The sequence below is a fragment of the Acinetobacter baretiae genome (assembly GCF_015627105.1).
Taxonomy (GTDB): domain Bacteria; phylum Pseudomonadota; class Gammaproteobacteria; order Pseudomonadales; family Moraxellaceae; genus Acinetobacter; species Acinetobacter baretiae.
In genome coordinates, this window is the sequence record NZ_VTDM01000009.1 from 173,034 (window position 1) to 193,715 (window position 20,682).

The following is a 20,682-nucleotide window of genomic DNA, read 5'->3' on the forward strand; positions in this document are numbered from 1 at the left end:
ATGAAACCCGTAATTGCGCTGATTGGGCGTCCTAATGTTGGTAAGTCAACATTATTTAATCAGATTACCAAAAGTCGAGATGCACTTGTTGCAGACTTTGCTGGTCTTACACGTGATCGAAAATATGGCGATGCAAGCTATAACAATAAATCATTTATTGTTGTAGACACCGGAGGGATTGGTGAAAGTGAGCTTGGTATCGATGCGTACATGGCTGAGCAATCTCAAACTGCAATCAACGAAGCTGACATTATCGTTTTTGTTGTAGATGCACGTGCGGGTTTATTGGCATCTGATGAACAAATTGCTCGTGAACTGAGAACACTGGGTAAAAAAGTATACTTAGTTGCCAATAAGGTCGATGGTGTACACGCTGAAGCGGCTGTGGTCGAATTCTATCAACTTGGATTTGGTGAGCCAATACACGTTGCTGCAAGTCATGGACGTGGCGTGGCACAAATGATTGAAGATATTCTTCAAGATGTTCCAGAAGATGAAAATCAAGAAGAGCTCGATAAGCACACCGGGTTACGTTTAGCCGTGATTGGTCGTCCGAATGTCGGTAAATCAACATTGGTGAACCGTCTACTTGGTGAAGATCGTGTTGTTGTATTTGATATGCCGGGTACCACACGTGATTCGGTATATATTCCTTTTGAACGCAATGAGCGTAAATATACGCTGATTGACACAGCAGGTGTACGTCGTAAAGGCAAAGTAGATGAAACCATTGAAAAATTCTCTATTGTAAAAACACTACAAGCCATTAAAGATGCCCATGTTGTGGTTGCTGTGGTTGATGCACGTGAAGGTGTTGTTGAACAAGATTTACACTTGATTGGTTATGCGTTAGAAGCAGGCCGAGCAATGGTAATTGCGATCAACAAATGGGACAATATGTCTGAGTATGATCGTAAACAGGTTAAGCTTGATATAGAGCGCCGTTTTGGTTTTATTCCTTGGGCTCGTGTACACTTAATTTCTGCATTACATGGCACAGGTGTGGGAGATTTATATCCTTCAATTCATCGTGCTTATGAATCAGCCAATTTAAAAGTATCTCCGTCAAAATTGACGCAAATTCTTAATGATGCAACAGAGCAACACCAACCACCAATGGTGAATGGTCGTCGTATTAAAATGCGTTATGCGCATATGGGCGGACAAAATCCACCCACGATTGTCATTCATGGTAACAAGGTAGACAAAGTATCTGCAGACTACCGTAGATATTTAGAAAATGTATTTCGAAAAGTTTATAAGCTTGAAGGAACACCTGTTCGAATTGAGTTTAAAACCTCGTCAAATCCATTTGAAGGGCGTAAAACTCAGTTAGATGAGCGTGTAGCAGCACGTCGTCGTCGCTATGTACAAACCTTTAAAAAAGCTGAAAAGAAATCTAAGCGTTAGAATCTTTTTAAGTAAAAAAACCAAGCGATATCGCTTGGTTTTTTATATGCTTATTAGTTGTATGTGGTACATGCGACAGAAGCACTTTGCTTTGTTAATCTAGAATCTTAAGAGATTTTAAACTCGGTCATATGTTGAGTGTTTATTGTGTTTTATATATGGTTTTTTGGAAAAATAAATTTACTTTCATTAAATCTATTGAAAAATACGTAGGCAGGCGCAATAGGTTCATTTGTAACGTATAACATACCATGATTTATTTAATGTATAAAAGCTTAACAGATTTGCTTGCTATAGAAGAGGCTGGAAATATTCGTCTAAATTTAGCACAGCGTATGCAACTTCAAGCTTATCGAAATACATATTTACAGCAACAAATTCAAGAGCCATTACAACTTACTATTAATGAGTTTGGTAAACCTGTGAGCCCACATTTAGGGTTCAATCACTCGCACAGCCAAAAATACTATGCCTTGGTATATAGTCAAAGTGTGCTGAATGTGGGTGTAGATATTGAAGACTTTTCTCGACATGTACGTATGAATGCATTAGCTGAGCACTGTTTTCATCCAGAAGAAATTTTGATGTGGAAAAAGTTGGACGAAGATCGTACATTTTGGTTTCAAGTATGGACCATTAAAGAGGCTGTACTTAAAGCACATAGCTTGGGTATTCGTTTAAATCTAAAAGAACTGAATACTCAAGCTCATCCTGAAAAGCTCTATGGTACGGTTGAGCATGAAAAAATTGGGTGTTTTTATTATCAAAGCTTTTGTTTAAGTCATTCAATGCTCACGGTCGCTATGAATCATAAAACTCCAATTCAGTGGGTTTGATCGAATCTAAAATAAAAAATATCCCCTATTGGTAAAATAGAGGATATTTATGACACTACAACTTTGAAATGTTACGGAATATTGTGATGCTCTTCTTCAAATTCGGGCTTAACTTGTACAAGAAAATCTTGACGATTAATACCACGCCATAATGAAAAAGCTGTACCAATGTAAATAGATGAATAAGTACCTACAAAAATACCAACAAACATAGCTACAGAGAACCAACGTAAGCCATCACCACCTAATACCATCATTGCCACTACAACAAGGGTAAGTGTCATGGAGGTATGAATGGTACGTCTTAGTGTTTCTGTGAGTGCGATGTCAATAACTTCAGTGGGTGTTGCACCACGAATTTTTCTAAAATTCTCACGAATACGGTCGGAAACAACAATATTATCATTAAGAGAAAAACCAATAACCGCCAATACTGCGGCCAATACAGTTAAATCAAATGGCCATTGCATTAAGGCAAATATACCTAAAATAGCAATAATGTCATGAAATAAAGACAAAATTGCTCCCATCGCAATTTTAAATTCAAAGCGAATGGTCACGTAAATTAGCATGAGCAATAAGGCAAGGGCAACAGCACCTGCTGAGCGAAGATACAGCTCATTACCGACCTGTCCACCCACAGAATCAACTTTATGTAATGTGGCTGTATTGTTAGGTAGTTGCACTGCTTGGGATAACGTATGGTTAAGATCTTCAATTTTCAGATCTTGCACGGGCATACGCACAAGTAAATCAGTACTACTCCCTAAGGTTTGTACAACAGTATGTTTAAATCCTGCATTTTCTAAGGTCTTGCTCAGTTGTTCGGGTTCTACGCCTTTTTGATAGGTAACTTCCGCTGCAATACCACCTGTGAAGTCTAAGCCAAGATTCAGTCCCTTATAGCCAATTAAAAATAAACTGGCTAAAGTAATTAGTACTGAAATAATGGCGGCAGGTTTCGCAATTTTCATAAACGGAATAATCCGCTCATTTTCAGGTCTACCGTACTGTGTTTCTTGTTGAGTTGCTTTGGTCATCATCGTCTCCTTAGATACTCAACTTTTGTAAGTTACGGCGTTTACCATAAATAAGCTGCACAATGGCACGTGTTACAGTAATTGCAGTAAACATTGAACAAATAATACCAATCATCAAAGTAACAGCGAAGCCTTTGATGGGGCCTGTGCCAATCGCAAATAAGATAAATGCAACAATAAATGTAGTCAGGTTGGAGTCAAAAATCGTGTTATAAGCACGATCATAACCTGCAACGATGGCTTGTTTAGGCGAAGCACCCCACTGCATTTCTTCTCGTATACGTTCGCAAATCAGTACGTTTGCATCAACGGCCATACCAATAGTAATGACAATCCCTGCAATCCCTGGAAGTGTGAGTGATGCACCTAACCATGACATGACGGTTAAAATCATGGCAAGGTTAAAGACCAAGGCGAAGTTTGCAATTAAACCAAACACACGGAAGAAAACAACCATCCAAAGTGCAACTAAAATAAAGCCAACTTGGGTTGATAAAATTCCTTTATCAATATTTTCTTGCCCTAAACTTGGTCCAACAACACGTTCTTCAACAAAATACATGGGTGCAGCAAGTGCTCCTGAACGTAGCATCAATGAAAGTTCAGCCGCCTCTTGTGGCGAGCTTAAACCTGTGATTCTAAATTGAGAACCTAAAGTTTGTTGAATGGTTGCGGCATTGATCACAACAGATTCTGTATATGGTGTACGAACTTCTGTTTGTGCCCCTGTCGTTGGGTCGGCGACATAACTAATTTTTTGTTTATTTTCAATAAATAAAACAGCCATGCGTTTACCAACCGCACTACGAGTGGCATCAGACATCAGCTTACCACCTGCACTATCGAGTGTGATGTTCACTTCTGCACCACCAGAATCTTGGCTTAAGCCAGATGATGCATTTTGTACGCGTTCGCCTGTTAAAATACGGTTACGTTGTAATAAAAGCTGACGACCACTGTCTAATGATTGATAAGCAAAAACTTCAGTCCCTGCAGGAAGGGGTTGATCATTGTATTTGCCTGTATATGGGCTAATGTATTGATCATTTTGGTTAGCAACAAGTCTAAATTCTAAGTTTGCGGTACGCCCCAATACACGTTTTGCTTCTGCAGTATCTTGTATGCCCGGTAATTCAACAACAATTCGGTTGCTTCCTTCCGTTTGTACAACCGCTTCTGCTACACCTAACTCATTAATACGGTTACGTAAAGTGGTTAAGTTTTGGTTGACTGCATAAGACTGTATTTCTTGTCTGCGTGCATCTGTATATACTAAACGTAAGATCGGACCACTGTCTGTTGCAAGTGCCTGTTGTGTGTATTCATTGCCGTTACGTCGCAAAAAGCCCATGGCATTTTCACGTTCTGTATTGTCGGCAAATGCAATATTAATGGCATTGTTATTGAGTGTTAAACTATTAAACTTAAGGTTGTTATCACGAAATTGGCGACGGATATCAGTTGCTGAAGTATCCATGCGCTGTGCAATGGCTTTGTCCATGTCCACTTCAAGTAAGAAGTGTACGCCACCACGTAAATCTAGGCCAAGTTTCATTGGCTTTGCGCCAATTTTTTGTAGCCAGGTTGGGGTGGTTGGTGCAAGGTTTAATGCAACAACATAGTTTTCACCTAAACCACGTCGTAATGCTTCTTGTGCTTGTAATTGTATATTTGTATTGGTAACACGAAGCAAGGCGGCATTGTTGGTAAAGCTATTGTCGTGACTTTGAATGTTTTGGCTTTTAAGTATTTGCTCTGCTTTTTGTAAAACAGATTGATCGATGCTCGTGCCAGCTTTAGCGCCTGAGATCTGCACGGCAGGTTCATCTGGATACAAACTTGGCAGTGCATACAACGTACTAATCACCAAAACAACAAGGATGAGTAAATATTTCCATGCTGGGTAACGCATTTCTGATCTTCTTAATATGGGAAAGTCGTGTAATCACACGACTTAGATAGAAACAATTAAAGGCTCTCTAAAGTACCTTCAGGTAATACAGAAACAACGCTTGAACGTTGAATTTTTACTTCTACACCACGGCTCATTTCAACAACAGCATAGTCGCCTTCAATTTTCTTAATGCGACCCATGAGTCCACCTGCAAAGACAACTTCACTGTCGACGCCTAAACTTTCAATGAGAGAGCGATGTTCTTTTGCACGTTTAGATTGAGGGCGCCAAATTAAAAAGTAGAAAATAGCAACAAAAACAACAATCATACCAATATTGGCAATCATACTCGGTTGTTGGGCAGCGCCTTCAGCGGCGTGGGCTGTAGAAATAAACAGACTCATTTGAGTTTCCTAAATAATCAAACTAAAAACAAAATATTTTTCAATATGCAATGTACCTTGTCTTGTCTCTAAGCGCAAATCTAGACAAGCATTAAGCGGTTGGACAAGGTGGAACGTCTAGTCCTCGGCGAGTATAAAAATCTGTCACAAAGGCATCAAACGTATCGTCATCGAGTGCATTGCGTATTGCTTCGGTTAGACGCAAGTAATAGCGTAAATTGTGTATTGTGCCTAGCATCGAGCCAAGCATTTCACCACATTTTTCCAAATGGAATAAATAAGCACGAGTGAAATTTTTACAAGTATAACAGTCACAGTGTGGATCTAAAGGGCTCTGATCATGACGGTATTTACTGTTTCGAATGCGAACTAAGCCATCGGTAACAAAGTAATGACCATTTCGAGCATTTCGTGTTGGCATAACACAGTCAAACATGTCTACACCACGACGTACAGCTTCAACAATATCTTCAGGTTTACCTACACCCATAAGGTAGCGCGGTTTATCTTCTGGCATTTGCTCTGGTAGGTAATCTAAAACTTTGATCATTTCTTCTTTGGGTTCACCGACCGATAAACCACCAATAGCATAGCCATCAAAGTCGATGTCGAGTAATCCTTTTAAAGATTCTTCACGAAGGTCTTCGTACATACCACCTTGGATAATACCAAACAGTGCATTCGGATTTTTATTGTCAGTGTGAGCAGTTTTACAACGCTTGGCCCAGCGTAAACTTAGCTGTAACGATTGTTGTGCTTGTTCGTGTGTGGCAGGGTAAGGCGTGCATTCATCAAAAATCATGACAATGTCAGAGTTCAGTGTTTGTTGAATCTCCATTGAAATTTCAGGCGATAAAAAGACTTTTGAGCCATCAATAGGTGACCGAAAAGTAACCCCTTCTTCTTTGATTTTACGCATTGCCCCTAAGCTAAAGACTTGAAAACCACCTGAGTCAGTTAAGATTGGTTTATTCCACTTCATAAACTCGTGTAATCCGCCATGCTCTTTAATAACATCTAAGCCTGGGCGTAAATACAAGTGAAAAGTATTACCTAAAATAATTTGTGCTTCGATTTCTTCGATGTCACGAGGCAACATACCTTTTACAGTACCATAAGTACCCACAGGCATAAAAATGGGGGTTTCAACCACACCGTGTTCTAGCGTTAAGCGACCACGGCGGGCACGTCCCGACTGACCTAGTTTTTCAAATTTCATATTTTATCCGAATCAAGGCGAAAAAACAGTTCGCTGATCTGAGGCGTTTGCCATGTTGATTAAAGTCACTATTTTCCTAGATTCTCTATCATGATGCTACCTTTTATTACAGGTTTTTGTGTGAAGCAAGGTAGTAAGGATAGAGTGTTTATTGTGTTTGAGCTTGGTCGATTAACATCGCATCACCATAACTGAAAAATCGATATTTTTGAGCAACAGCATGTTGGTATGCATTTAAAATGTATTCTTTTGTCGATAACGCTGAAACCAGCATAAGAAGTGTTGACTCAGGCAAATGAAAATTTGTAATCAGACGATCAATCACACAAAACTTATAGCTTGGGTAAATGAAAATTTGGGTATCTCCAGTCCATGCAGCCAATTGACCTTGGTGTGCTTGAGCTGCACTTTCAATGGCGCGTGTTGCTGTGGTACCGACAGAAATAATTTTGTTGCCTCGTGCTTTTGCGGCCAAAATTAAATCTACAGTAGATTGTGGCACATCGCACCATTCACTGTGCATGATGTGATCTTCAATGTGATCTGTTCGTACAGGTAAAAACGTACCTGCACCAACATGTAAAGTAACAAAAGCTGTGCCAACGCCTTTTGTGTGTAACCTCTCTAACAGTTGTTCATCAAAATGTAAGCTTGCTGTAGGAGCGGCAACACTGGCCAATTTAGTGGGATCATTAAATACGGTTTGATAGCGTTCTGTGTCGATGTCTTCTGCTTCACGATTGAAATAAGGTGGAATAGGAAGTTGACCATAACGATCAAGCACATCTAAAATCGGTTGAGAAAATTCAACAATGTAGAGGTTTTCATGACGACCCTGTACAGTGACTTGAATTTGACCGTCACCAATGAACAACTGTGCACCTGCTTTGGGTGAGTTGCTCGATTTAATGTGACAGTGTGCAATGTACCGGTCTTGCATACGTTCAACTAAAATTTCAATGATACCGCCTGTGGCACGTTTACCTTTTAATCGTGCTTTCATGACTTTAGTGTCATTGAGGATCAACAAGTCACCTTTGTTCAGTAAGTCGATAATCTTTGTAAACGGGTGGTCGTGGTGCTGTCCTGTTGCATCGATATGCAAAAGACGTGACGCACTGCGTTCGGAAAGAGGGTAGCGTGCAATGAGTTCATCGGGCAGATCGAAATTAAAATCGGACAATTGCATAAAAAATAACGTAAATAGAGTTTGTTCTATTATAAACGTTTTTATGATTGTATGCGAAAAGCACTTTTTTATTGAGTGTCTTAAAAGTAATCAAAAGAAAGATTAACGCATTGACATGACGAAAAAATCAAGTAGTATACATCGAATAAACCATACTGCCCCGAGGTGGTGAAATTGGTAGACGCGGTGGACTCAAAATCCACTGTCAGAGATGACGTGTCGGTTCGAGTCCGACCCTCGGGACCATAGTTAGGTAAGCAAATCACCCAAGACAAATAATGTTTTGGGTTTTTTTATGCCTATTTTTTAAAACCAATTCATCTTGTCTATATTCTTAAATATTTAGGAAAATAGCTTGTCTACCTTCTGTCGGCTTAATGTCGGGCGACTGTCATGTAAGTGTCGTGTTGATCTGTATAATAAAAGACCATAGTGTATGTGCCCAATCACTTTGAGTTAGACAATGAATAAAATTAAAGAACAACGTTTACAACGTGCATGGTCTCAAGAGCAGCTTGCTGAAATGACTGCCCTGAGTGTGCGAACCATTCAGCGTGTTGAGTATGGCGGTAAAGCTAGTCTTGAAACATTAAGTGCTTTAGCTGCTGTATTTCAAATCAGTATTCGTGACTTAACTGATGATCTACACGAACACGCACCAGCTTTAGAATTGGCGATGGATGATAAGCTTCACGCACTTGAAAATCGGGTTGCTCAAGAGCTGAGATTTTACTCTGTATTTACAAGTTATATTGTGGTGTGTACGGGTTTGATACTGGTAAATTGTTTTTTCACACCACATAGTTATTGGTCATTATGGCCAACATTATGTTGGGGGGCGACCATGCTGTTGGCATGGCTTAGAATTTTTGTATTTCATCATACGGTTGCTGTATGGAAACAAAAACGTATGCAAATGTTGTTAAGAAAATGAAGAAGCATGAGTGAGTGTATGACATCAACCGCATAAAGGTTTTATAATATTTCAAATACGATATGATTAAATAGAGTCGAGGTGCTGTGATGATTGATCATTATAAAATTGTTGAGTGTGATGCTAAACAACATGCGTCGCAGATTTTAGATATTTTTAATGACGCTATTTTACATTCAACAGCTTTGTATGAATATGAAGAACGAACATTACAAGATATTAAAGGTTGGTTTGAACATAAAGCACAACATCACTTTCCAGTTTTGGGTGTGGAAAATGAACAAGGTGTGTTGATGGGCTTTGCAAGCTATGGCGCGTTTCGCCATTTCCCTGCCAATTTGTATACAGTTGAGCATTCAGTATATGTACACCAAGACTACCGAGGCAAAGGTATTGCACGGCAATTATTGAGTGCATTGATACAAAAAGCGAAGCAAAATGGAATGCATACGATGATTGGTGCTATAGATGCCAATAATGTAGCAAGTATTGCATTGCATAAAAAGCTTGGCTTTAGTCATGCAGGTACAGTATCAGAAGTTGGGTTTAAGTTTGGGTCTTGGCTAGATTTAGCATTTTACCAACTCATTTTAACGCATTAAAATACATGTATTATTCGTGATAAAGTGTAAAAAAGTGATTCATTATTTGATTTTATTGTAAAAAGTGTTAACACTATACGACTAGGTTCTCTGATTTAAAATAAGAACTCCCTCAAGAGAAATACAATTATGTCAACACAGTCGGTCTGCGTACAAGATATTGACGATATTTCGGCAAGTGTATTGGTATTGCCCAAAAAATTGAAAGAAGATGCAAAGCTTAATAAGTTACTCTTAAAAATCAAAACGATACTAGGAGCACATCATGTTGTTTTAATTCTTCCGCATGAGTCTGAAGCGAAAGTATTAAATGCCACTCAAACAACGATTCAAGATATAGCATGTGATGTACAGCTATTTCAACATTTAAATCAATTACATCACCACAACCAGTCTGTGTTGGATGAAAAAAAAGCAGAGTATTTACAGTATCGTGTATATATTGAACAATACTTTGGGGCGGTAAATCGTTTAGTTGCTTTTGCTTTGTGTGATGATGTTTTGGATTGCATGGCACATATTTGTGTGTTTGATCAAAATCATCATCCGTTTGATTCTGATTTAACAGCGTTGGTTTTAGAGCTGTGTAGTGATTATTCAGAGCATATTGGTCTTCAGCAAAAACATGATGAATTGACATATAATCATGAACAGATCGTTGCATTGAATTTTAGTCAAACTAAATTTTTACAGATTATTGCCCATGATTTGAGAGCACCATTTCATGGTATTTTAGGCTTTTCAGAAGTATTGGCTGAAGAGTTAGAGAGTTTAGATACGTCTAGTATACAAAATATTTCAAGTTATTTGAATGATACGGCAAAAGCAACATACCATTTATTAGAAAACTTACTCAATTGGGCGATGGCCGAAGGGGGGCGTTTTGCCTGTCATCCTGTACGTTTTGATTTAAAACAAACCAGTCAAATTGTAAGTAATGTATTAAGTAGCTTGGCATACAGTAAAAATATTGAGTTAGTCGACACTATTCCGCAAGGCACTTATGTGTATGCAGATTTGAATATGGTGACGTCTATTTTACAAAACTTGGTTTCTAATGCATTGAAATTTACCCCTCAAGATGGTTCTGGAAAAGTGTTAATTTCAGTCAAACAAATTGAACGTTTTATGGCATTGTCGATTTCTGATACAGGGCTAGGTATGAATGAAATTCAACAGAGCCGTATTTTTGAACGAAATATAAAAACAACGCTAAAAGGAACGAATGGAGAAAAAGGGACAGGATTAGGATTGGTTTTGTGCAAACGCTTTGCTGATCTGAATCAAGGGCAAATTACAGTGCAGTCAAAAGAAGGGCAAGGGACAACCTTTACCGTGCAACTACCTATAGATGAACTGTCTGTGTCTAAAGCGCCCACAGAAGTGTTTGTACAAGCATAAGTAAAGCAGTACAGACAGTAAGAACAACTCAAGTTATGCTATGCCTATACTAAAAAATAGGCCGTGTAAAAATGAGTATTTCACCGTTAGAGACTGTACAACGTGCAAGCCATTATGCTCAGCACGTGTGGCAGTTGCACTTCGATCAATTACAACAAGACCAACAACAATATCCATATCAGCATCCTTTGAGTCAACAAGATATCGAATACGTGGTGGCTCAAGCTGTCGATCAAATTTCATCTGAAGTGGACTTTATGCGTGTGCTGCGTGTGTTGCGTGCACGTTTAATGTTTCGTTGGATTTATCAAGATGTAAATCGGCTTACAGATGTGGTGACACTAACAAAAGAGCTGTCTTATTTTGCAGATGCTTCCATTTTAGCGTCTAAACATTTTGCACGTGTGGCATTGATTGAAAAATATGGTGAACCCATAGGCTTTAATGAAAAAATACAAGATCTGATTGTGATTGCCATGGGAAAGTTAGGTGCACAAGAATTAAATTTATCGAGTGATATTGATCTGATTTTTGCCTTTGATGAGCAAGGCCAAACCAACGGTAAAAAATCCATAGATGTACAGCAGTTTTGTGTGTTATGGGGACAAAAGCTCATTTATTTACTTGATCATGTGACCGCAGATGGTTTTGTTTTTCGAGTAGACATGCGGTTGCGACCTTGGGGGGATGGTTCTGCATTAGCAACCAGTTATGCGGCTTTAGAAAAATATTTATTACAACATGGTCGGGAATGGGAAAGATATGCATGGATTAAAGCCAGAATCGTCAGTGGTGGCAGTGAAGGACAAGCATTACTCCAAATGACCCGTCCTTTTGTATTTCGCCGTTATGTAGACTATTCAGCATTTGAAGCCATGCGAGAAATGAAAGCTTTGATTGAACGAGAGGTACAACGTCGTCAAAGCCAAGATGATATTAAACTTGGTGCAGGTGGTATTCGTGAAATTGAATTTATTGTACAAGTTTTTCAGCTCATTTATGGTGGTGCTAAGCTAGAGTTACAAGATCGATCTTGCCTGACCAATTTAGCGCATTTAGCTACAGCAGATTTATTGCCTCAAACAGAAGTAGATACGCTGATAGATGCTTATCTTTTTTTAAGGCGCGTAGAACATGGTATTCAAGCGATTGATGATCAACAAACACAGTTACTTCCTGCAACCACTGAGCTACAACAATGTTTATTGATTACTTTGAATTTTTCATCATGGGAAGATTTTATTTTTGTTTTGAATCAAAAACGATCTGCAGTGAGTGAGCAATTTAAAAAATTGATACAAAGTCCTGTGGCTCAAGACAAAACCATATCTACACAACACTTAGATGAACAATTAGAAAAAGCACTAGATCAAGACAGTTATGAATTGGTCACTCAATTTTGGCAAAGTCATGCTTTACAAAAAATGCCTGCCAAAGCCATTGCTCGTTTGAAAACCTTTTGGCCGTTATGCATAACGCAAGTTTTACAGCTCACTGAACCACAAAAAGCCATACAGCGATTAATTCCATTGATTGAATCTATTATGCGCCGTAGTGTGTATTTTGTCATGCTGATTGAAAGTAAAGGTGCTTTACAGCGGTTGGTGAAAATGGCGGAGGTGAGTCCGTGGATTTGTGCAGAATTGACCCAATACCCTGTGTTGTTAGATGATTTTTTGTCGATGGATTTTGAATTGCCGAAAAAAAATGATTTAGTGGATGCCTTAAGACATCAATTGTTGCGTGTGGAAATTGATCAAGTTGAAGATCAAATGCGCATATTACGTTTATTTAAAAAGAGTTATGTGCTTAATGTCGCTGCAAGTGATGTGTTGGCAGAAAGCCCACTCATGAAGGTCTCTGATGCACTGACAGATATTGCGGAAACCTGTATTAAAGCCACATTGCATTTGGCCTATCAAGCTGTTGCACAACGCTTTGGTTTTCCTGTAGATACACAGTCTCAGCGCTGTGGTTTAACACAGTATCGTTTTACAGTGATTGGGTATGGCAAACTTGGTGGGATTGAACTGGGATATGGTTCAGATTTAGATTTGGTTTTTATTCATGATTTTGATGAACAAGCCGACACCGATGGACGTAAAGCCATTAGTGGTTTTGAGTTTGCTTTTAAAGTTGCACAAAAATTTATGTCGCTGATGACCACTCAAACATTGGATGGTCGTGCATACGAAATTGACACCCGTTTGCGTCCTTCGGGTGAAGCAGGTGTGTTGGTCACAAGCATATCTGCTTATGCACGTTACCAAAGACAAAGTGCGTGGCTATGGGAGCATCAGGCTTTAGTACGTGCTCGACCGATTGCAGGTGACCTCCAATTGTCTGAGCAGTTTGAATATATTCGTGCTGAAATTTTGATGCAATGTCGAGAAAAGCAATCACTTGCACAAGAAGTGAGTAACATGCGCAAAAAAATGAGAGACCATCTAGGTTCGACTCAGAGCGCGCAAAAATCAGGAATTTTTCACTTAAAACAGGACTCAGGTGGTATCGTTGACATCGAATTTATGGCACAGTATATCGTATTGTTAGGAAGCCATGCGAACCCAGATCTCGCCCGTTATTCTGACAATGTTCGAATCTTAGAAGATGCTGCCCAATTTGGTTATTTATCCACAACCGAAGCGCAGAGTTTGATTCACGCTTATCTCAGCGAACGAGCGACTAGCCACCGTTTAGCCCTTGCAAACCACAATATGCAAGTTCAGGCTAAAGATTGGCAAACTACCCGTGAGATCGTTTGCAAGCTATGGCATAAATTGATTGACTCAGTTGCACAATGTGATGCCACTGAGCAGTAATAATAATGTAAAAATTTGGAGTATGTGCCATGAATTTGGCTGATCGTGATGGTTTTATTTGGCAAGACGGAAAATTAGTTGATTGGCGTGATGCAAAAATACACGTCCTTACACATACATTACATTACAGCATGGGCGTTTTTGAAGGCGTTCGTGCGTATGAAACACCGAAAGGCCCTGCAATTTTTCGTTTGAAAGATCATACGAAGCGTTTGTTAAATTCAGCAAAAATTTACCAAATGAAAGTCCCATTTGATCAAGCGACACTTGAGCAAGCACAAATTGATGTGGTTCGTGAAAATAAACTCAATTCATGTTATTTGCGTCCATTTATTTGGATTGGGTCTGAGAAATTAGGAATTTCTTCAACAAGTAATTCAATTCATGCAGCAGTTGCAGCATGGGGTTGGGGTGCTTATTTGGGTGAAGAGGCGATGGCCAAAGGTATTCGTGTAAAAACCTCATCATTTACCCATCATCATCCAAATGTAACGATGTGTAAGGCAAAAGCATGTGGTAATTACACAGTATCTATTTTGGCACATCAAGAAGTTGCGCAAGCAGGTTATGATGAAGCCATGATGATGGACCCACAAGGGTTTGTATGTCAGGGTGCTGGTGAGAATGTATTCTTGATTCAAGACGGTGTACTGCATACGCCAGATTTAGCAGGGGGTGCGCTTGATGGAATTACACGTCAAACGGTCATCACAATTGCCAAAGATCTAGGCTATGAAGTGGTTGAGCGTCGAATTACGCGTGATGAGTTTTATATTGCAGATGAAGCATTTTTCACAGGTACAGCCGCTGAAGTGACGCCAATTCGTGAATATGATGATCGTCAGATTGGTGAAGGTTCTCGAGGGCCAATTACCACTGAAATTCAAAAAACCTTTTTTGATGCGATTCAAGGAAAAAATCCAAAGTATGAACATTGGTTGACGTATATTAACTAGATCAATCCTTTCAAAAGGCGAACTGTGAAGTTCGCCTTTTTTTATATCTGCCGTATGGGCTTTATGTTAAAATTATTTCATTGTCAGGTCACTGGCTATGAATAGTAGGTAGCGTAACATGTTAGATTCTCAAAAGTCAGAGGCGCAAAATGCGCAAGAAAATATTATTTTGTGTATGAAGTGGGGCACAAAATATGGCGCTGAATATGTGAATCGTTTATACAACATGGTAAAACGTCATTTAACGTTACCTTTTAAAATGGTCTGTCTGACCGACATTTCTGAAGGTATTTCACCTGATGTTGAATGTTATCCTATTCCTCCTTTAGATTTACCTGCAGGTAGCCCAGAACGTGGTTGGAATAAATTATCTACATTTGAACCCGATTTATATGGCTTAAAAGGCAATGCATTATTTTTAGATTTAGATGTGGTTATTGTTGATAACATAGACTGTTTTTTTCAACAAGACGGTGATTTTTTAATTATTCATGATTGGAAACGCCCTTGGCGTGTGACGGGTAATAGCTCTGTTTATCGATTTAAAATAGGTGCATTTCCAGAAATTTTGCCTTATTTTAGAAAAAACTTTGATGAAATCAAAGAAAAATTCCGTAATGAGCAAGCATATTTGTCATGGTTTGTTGACCAATACAGTACGTTAACCTATTGGCCAGACAGTTGGTGTAAAAGTTATAAATACCATTGCTTACAAAAAATTCCTTTGGCATATTTTAAACCGCCTGTGAAACCAACAGACGTTAAAATTATCATTTTTCATGGAGAAATTAATCCGCCAGATGCCATTAATGGCGGTGGTGGAAAATGGTATCGTTATGTTTTGCCATCAGATTGGATTAAACAGGCATGGCAATAATTATGAATTCAACAACTGCACTGAACCAAAAACCAAGACCATACCGTTTAAGCGTGGTAATGATTGTTAAAAATGAAGCCAAAAACTTAGCAAAAAGTTTGCCTGCGCTTTACGGTTGGATTGACGAATTGATTGTCCTTGATTCTGGTAGTACAGATGACAGTGAGTTATTGGTTAAACAGGCAGGTGGTCAATGGTATTGTCATTATCATTGGCCTGGATTTGGTAAACAACGGCAAAAAGCACAACAATATGCCACAGGTGATTGGATCTTGGCTTTAGATGCCGATGAAGAAATTACGCCTAATTTGCGAGACCATATTTTAGAGGCTATTCAAAATCCACCTGAAAATACTGTGTATGGTATTCAGCGTATTGATTGTATTTTTGGACATAAAATTGATAACCCTTATTGGCCATTAAAAGCGCATTGGCGTTTGTATCCGCAACATTTTCAATATAACGATAACCTCGTACATGAGTCTGTAGTGCTAAATCATGCAAAATGTCAAACACTCAAGGGGTTTTTGTTGCACCATACAGCAGATACACCTTTGTTTTGGCTAGATAAAAGATTATCTTATGCAAAGGCATGGGCAGAAGATCGTTACCCAAAAGGGAAAAAAGTCTCAGTTTCCTCTATTTTTATTCGCTCTTTTTGGGCGTTTTTCAAACAATATTTTATTGATGGGCGTTTTCTCATGGGGAAATATGGGCTGTTTTACGCAGCATTATTTTCTCAGTATACGTTTAACAAGTATGCCATTTTATATGATCTTACTGAAAATAAAGCTGAACAAACCTTTCAAAAAGCCATTACAGAAACCACAAAACAAGGTGTTTTAAATACGGACAACAAGCAATCAACCGTGTCTTTAGTGATGATTGTGAAAAATGAAGCCCGACACCTTTGTGCATGTTTAGATACAGTTAAAGATTTGGTCGATGAAATCATTTTACTTGACTCAGGTAGCACCGACAATACCGAGCATTTGGCAAAAAGTTATGGTGCAAAGTGGTATGTAAATACAGATTGGCAAGGTTTTGGTCAACAGCGTGAACTTGCTCAGTCATATGCACGTTCTGATTATATTTTGGTGCTAGATGCAGATGAGCGTTTAGATTCAGACTTAAGACAATCCATTTTAACGATACTACAGCAACCTGTAAAAACAGATGTCGTTTATGCTTTAAATCGAAGAGATTATTTTTGTGGTCGTGTGGTGCGTCAAGGTTATTTTGATGCTTATGACCGTTTATATGCTCGACATGTATTTCATTTTAGCCCTGCAGAGGTACATGAGTCTTTAGAAAGAAATCATGCCCCACGAACAATATTAAACGGCGTTTTGTATCATCATACCAATGATAGCCTATTTCATTTTTTATTTAAAAATATTCATTATAGTCATCAATGGGCACAACAAAATGTGGCCAAAAAGAAATCAGTCGGGTTAATCAGTGCTTTTCTTCGAGCATTTGTTTCATTTTGCCGAGAATATATATTTCGCTCCGCATATCGTACCCAAGGCTATGGCTTGATTTTTGCCATTGCAACCATGGGTTATACGTTAGATAAATATCTCATGTTGTGGCATGCACAACAGGATCAAGATGTGGAGTAGGTGAGATTGAAGATTTTAATGATTAACCTAGAGCAATCTACGGATCGTTTACAGCAACAACAACAGCAGTTTCAAATCTTAGGGCTCACGTTTGAAAGATTGCCTGCTGTTTCAATTGCAGAAACATCTATACAAGACTATGAAAAATTGGCTTTTAATGGTCAACGTCCCATGAAACAATCTGAACTAGCATGTTTTTTGAGTCATAAAAAGGCATGGCATGCTGTTATTGCAGCCAATGAGCCGTGCTTGATTTTAGAAGACGATGCGGTGTTAGTGCGAGACTTAAGCAATATTCTAGATGATATTTCTGTGCTCAATGATGTGGATTTAGTGAACTTAGAAGTACATGGCCGTAAAAAAATTATTGCAAAGCAACCAACATTTAGTGTGGCGAAAGACTATCAACTTTTTAGCATGTATCAAGATCGTAGTGGTGCAGCTGCATATGTTTTATTTCCATCAGGTGCACGTAAGTTATTAACACGATTGGATCAAAGTTATCCTAAGCTTGCCGATGAATTTATATCGAGTTGTTATATCTTAAATACCTATCAAATAGAACCTGCTGCTGCCTTACAAAGTGATAAGGCTGACATGTATGGTATCAGTGTGCCCATTGCACATGGTTCAGTGATTGGTCATATTCAAAATAGTGCTGTATATCCATCGTCGATGTCTGTGCTTCTAAAATTTAAATTGAATCGAGCCATTCAACAACTAATATTGGGTGGTAGGCACCTTTCAGTTATGCCTTTTTCTCAGAGGCGATATATTCACTTCGATAAAAGTAAGTTTAAAATGCCATCCTAAATACGATTTTATCGTTTTTTAGCATTGAAATGTCACTTCTTTTATCTGTTGTATCAATACACACGTAAGGCGTGAGTTATGAAGAGTTGTATATGAAGCTCCTTAAAAAAATATTTTACCTTTCAATCTTTTATAAGAATTTGTGGTTAAAAAAAAGACATGCCTTACTCGGCGTGGACAATTATGCTGGGCTCTTGGTGAAGGGTCATCAAAGCATGATTACAGGTGAGATGCCGAAAAAGATTTGGGTGTATTGGGAGGGTGAAAAGTCGGAGTTTTTAAAAGCATGTTTGTACTCAATGCAACATGCAAATAAAGATTATGAGATGATTCTTTTAAATGAAGCAAATTTAAAAGCGTATTGTGATCTTGATTGGTCTAAGTATCAACATTTAACACCTCAGCTCAAATCTGATTTATTACGACTATATTTACTATATGAATATGGTGGAGTTTGGTTAGATGCAAGTATTTTGGTTCATGAGAATTTTGCATGGATTCAACGTGTGCTAAAAGACCATCAGGTCGACAGTTTTGCATATTATAGAATACAAAATACATTAAATAAAAATTACCCTATTGTAGAAACATGGTTACTTGCCTCTAAAGCAAAGCAACCTTTTTTTAAAGCTTGGTTTGATGAGTTATCAAGAGTGGTGTCGAGTGGTATTCATCCATATTTAGAGCAGTTAAAAAAAGAACAAGATATTAAAGAAATTACCCAAAATATCGGTATAAAAAAGTTAGATTACTTTATTGTGTTTGTTGTGTGTCAAAAGGTGATGCGCACCGTTGAGCCAAGTATGGTTTTGATTGATTGTGATCAAAATGTATTTAATTTACAAGTAAGAAATGATTGGTTGCGAGCTAAACTATTAATTGATCTGAGTTTGGGCGTGTTTACTGGCAAAAATCAGCCACCACATCTTATTAAATTCATTGGTAAAGAAAGACATTTTCTTCAAAAATACTATGCAAAAAAACAATATTTAGAACACTCTCCATTTGATGTAAAGAACGTCGTGAATGATTGAAAAGACATAAGGAATATGTAGCGATGACATGCATGAAAAAATATGTAATTAGTTTGAAAACAGAAAATACTCGCCGTGCTCATATCACATCGGAATTTTCTCAGCAAAAAATATCCTTTGATTTTTTTGATGCAATTACACCTGATCAGGCAATTCAATATGCACATGATTTTGGGTTAACGATGGATGAACGTTATTTAACCTCAGGAGAATTGGCATGTTTTATGAGTCATTTTTTGTTATGGCAAAAAGCACTTGATGAAAATTTACCTTATATTGCCATTTTTGAAGATGATATTTTTTTGGGAGAGTCTGCTGTACAATTTTTAATGTCTGATGATTGGATACCTACTACACTAGATGTTGTTAAACTTGAAGCGTTTGCTCCAAAAGTTGTTTTGGGAGCAAAAATAGCTTCTGTATACCAAAGAGATATATGTTATCTAAAAGGTGCAAATTTGGGTGCTGCAGGTTATATTCTATCTAAAGATGGGGCTAAATCGCTCATAGCATTTATTAAAAATGCAAAAATATTATTACCACTAGACCACATGGTCTTTGAATTATATTTAAAAGAAAAACAACGCGTCGTTGGTCAAGTTGTGCCTGCTTTATGTATTCAAGAGTTAGAATTAAATAAAATTAAAAACAGCGGTTACACACTAAAAAGTGCACTTTTAGATGAACGTCATTGTCGTATGAAAAGCCATAAAGTGAAAGGTTTTGCGAAGCTAAAAAAAGAAGCTGCTCGGTTACCGCTACAGCTTTACAATTTATTGTTTGCTCGAAAGGTTGAGTTTAAATAGTTAAAATGTATTAACTAAATTTATCAAGCATATGGCGTTTAATTTTTCTGCGCATGTAGTGTAGGAATTTTTGACGAGGTCGTTTTGCTTTATATACTTGCAAACGTTCTTGTTCAAGATAGCTTTTAGTCACAATATCATCACCCATTTTAGGGTGGTCAAAGATGAACGTACCATAAAAATGAACGCTTGGATCCTTTTCTAAAATAGGGTGCCAATGATCATAAGTTTTAGGCTGTTCACCATGATATTCGATTAACAATCGCGCCATTTTTCGATCAATGACATAAGCGTATGCATAAAATAAATGTTGTAAAAAATCTTTGTCTATTTTTAAGATATTTTTTCCATAGAGTTGCTGTGCAAGAAGTTTTCCTCTGACTCTATAGCACATTTCCATTTGTATTCCACCCAAACTGAGTAAAAACCCTTGCTCTAAATTGAGTTCATGAATGTAATGTTCTAATTGATTTAGATCTACAGGTAATACTTCTGTGACGTCATCTTCAAAGATCACAGCATATTCGTCATCTGATGCTAAAAAATCTTTTATGGCAGATAAATGAGAAAGTGCACAGCCCAATTCCCCAGGTGTTAATGGACAGAGGCGGTTAGTTACAGCACGAAAAAAATACTCTTTAACTGTTAAATGGTTTCCAATGATTCCAAAAAAAGAAAACTCATCTCGAATCTTGTGAAAAGAAGATTGCGAAAAAAAATTTTGTAATCGAAGACTATTTTCTTCTTCAATTGTAATTAAGTACTTTTTCATGGCGGAAGCAGTTATATAAATCACATAATATATTTAAGCAAAGGGTAC

General features: G+C 38.0%; 18 protein-coding genes and 1 tRNA gene. 13 read left to right on the forward strand and 6 right to left on the reverse strand.

What is annotated here, in order from left to right:
* Positions 1-1,410: a ribosome biogenesis GTPase Der gene (der, locus tag I2F17_RS04820; protein ID WP_196422263.1), complete on the forward strand. Its 1,410-nt coding sequence runs from the start codon at positions 1-3 to the stop codon at positions 1,408-1,410.
* A gap of 263 nt (positions 1,411-1,673) precedes the next feature.
* On the forward strand, positions 1,674-2,246 hold the full coding sequence (locus I2F17_RS04825) for a 4'-phosphopantetheinyl transferase family protein (RefSeq protein WP_235985049.1): 573 nt from the start codon (positions 1,674-1,676) through the stop codon (positions 2,244-2,246).
* Between the two features lie 71 nt (positions 2,247-2,317).
* Here the strand turns inward: I2F17_RS04825 and secF are convergent, their stop codons facing one another.
* The 5 genes from secF to queA form a co-directional block, all read right to left on the reverse strand.
* Positions 2,318-3,289 carry a protein translocase subunit SecF gene (secF, locus tag I2F17_RS04830; protein ID WP_211139227.1) on the reverse strand — a complete coding sequence of 324 codons (972 nt, stop codon included), beginning with the start codon at positions 3,287-3,289 and terminating at the stop codon, positions 2,318-2,320.
* Between the two features lie 7 nt (positions 3,290-3,296).
* Positions 3,297-5,198 (reverse strand): protein translocase subunit SecD, encoded by a 1,902-nt coding sequence (gene secD, locus I2F17_RS04835; RefSeq protein WP_196422266.1) that lies wholly within the window; start codon positions 5,196-5,198, stop codon positions 3,297-3,299.
* Between the two features lie 56 nt (positions 5,199-5,254).
* Positions 5,255-5,584: a preprotein translocase subunit YajC gene (gene yajC, locus I2F17_RS04840; protein ID WP_196422267.1), complete on the reverse strand. Its 330-nt coding sequence runs from the start codon at positions 5,582-5,584 to the stop codon at positions 5,255-5,257.
* 91 nt (positions 5,585-5,675) lie between these two features.
* Complete coding sequence (gene tgt / locus I2F17_RS04845; RefSeq protein WP_196422268.1) at positions 5,676-6,803, reverse strand: tRNA guanosine(34) transglycosylase Tgt; 1,128 nt, start codon at positions 6,801-6,803, stop codon at positions 5,676-5,678.
* A gap of 148 nt (positions 6,804-6,951) precedes the next feature.
* The gene (queA, locus tag I2F17_RS04850; RefSeq protein WP_211139228.1) at positions 6,952-7,992 is read right to left on the reverse strand and encodes a tRNA preQ1(34) S-adenosylmethionine ribosyltransferase-isomerase QueA; all 1,041 of its coding nucleotides are present in this window, start codon (positions 7,990-7,992) and stop codon (positions 6,952-6,954) included.
* A 159-nt stretch (positions 7,993-8,151) separates the two neighbouring features.
* On the opposite strand from queA, the gene I2F17_RS04855 reads away from it, so the two are divergent.
* From I2F17_RS04855 to I2F17_RS04905, 11 genes are all read left to right on the forward strand, one after another.
* Positions 8,152-8,238: transfer RNA gene (locus I2F17_RS04855), tRNA-Leu, on the forward strand.
* Positions 8,239-8,455: 217 nt separating this feature from the next.
* Entirely contained in the window at positions 8,456-8,926 is a 471-nt protein-coding gene (locus I2F17_RS04860) for a 2TM domain-containing protein (RefSeq protein WP_196422270.1), read from the forward strand.
* Between the two features lie 89 nt (positions 8,927-9,015).
* Positions 9,016-9,528 carry a GNAT family N-acetyltransferase gene (locus I2F17_RS04865; protein WP_196422271.1) on the forward strand — a complete coding sequence of 171 codons (513 nt, stop codon included), beginning with the start codon at positions 9,016-9,018 and terminating at the stop codon, positions 9,526-9,528.
* A 129-nt stretch (positions 9,529-9,657) separates the two neighbouring features.
* The gene (locus I2F17_RS04870; protein ID WP_235985050.1) at positions 9,658-10,929 is read left to right on the forward strand and encodes an ATP-binding protein; all 1,272 of its coding nucleotides are present in this window, start codon (positions 9,658-9,660) and stop codon (positions 10,927-10,929) included.
* Positions 10,930-11,000: 71 nt separating this feature from the next.
* On the forward strand, positions 11,001-13,751 hold the full coding sequence (gene glnE, locus I2F17_RS04875; RefSeq protein ID WP_211139229.1) for a bifunctional [glutamate--ammonia ligase]-adenylyl-L-tyrosine phosphorylase/[glutamate--ammonia-ligase] adenylyltransferase: 2,751 nt from the start codon (positions 11,001-11,003) through the stop codon (positions 13,749-13,751).
* 29 nt (positions 13,752-13,780) lie between these two features.
* Positions 13,781-14,707, forward strand: a complete 927-nt coding sequence (locus tag I2F17_RS04880; protein WP_211139230.1) for a branched-chain amino acid transaminase — start codon at positions 13,781-13,783, stop codon at positions 14,705-14,707.
* A gap of 118 nt (positions 14,708-14,825) precedes the next feature.
* Positions 14,826-15,584, forward strand: a complete 759-nt coding sequence (locus I2F17_RS04885; protein ID WP_196422274.1) for a glycosyltransferase — start codon at positions 14,826-14,828, stop codon at positions 15,582-15,584.
* Positions 15,585-15,586: 2 nt separating this feature from the next.
* Positions 15,587-17,209, forward strand: a complete 1,623-nt coding sequence (locus I2F17_RS04890) for a glycosyltransferase family 2 protein (RefSeq protein WP_235985917.1) — start codon at positions 15,587-15,589, stop codon at positions 17,207-17,209.
* A gap of 6 nt (positions 17,210-17,215) precedes the next feature.
* Positions 17,216-18,022 (forward strand): glycosyltransferase family 25 protein, encoded by an 807-nt coding sequence (locus tag I2F17_RS04895; RefSeq protein ID WP_211139231.1) that lies wholly within the window; start codon positions 17,216-17,218, stop codon positions 18,020-18,022.
* Between the two features lie 215 nt (positions 18,023-18,237).
* A complete protein-coding gene (locus I2F17_RS04900; RefSeq protein ID WP_211139232.1) occupies positions 18,238-19,056 on the forward strand; it encodes a capsular polysaccharide synthesis protein in 819 nt (272 codons plus the stop codon).
* Between the two features lie 32 nt (positions 19,057-19,088).
* Positions 19,089-19,862, forward strand: coding sequence for a glycosyltransferase family 25 protein (locus I2F17_RS04905; protein ID WP_196422277.1), 774 nt, complete (start codon positions 19,089-19,091; stop codon positions 19,860-19,862).
* Between the two features lie 10 nt (positions 19,863-19,872).
* Here the strand turns inward: I2F17_RS04905 and I2F17_RS04910 are convergent, their stop codons facing one another.
* Positions 19,873-20,634 carry a glycosyltransferase family 25 protein gene (locus I2F17_RS04910; protein WP_196422278.1) on the reverse strand — a complete coding sequence of 254 codons (762 nt, stop codon included), beginning with the start codon at positions 20,632-20,634 and terminating at the stop codon, positions 19,873-19,875.
* Positions 20,635-20,682: the final 48 nt, after the last annotated feature.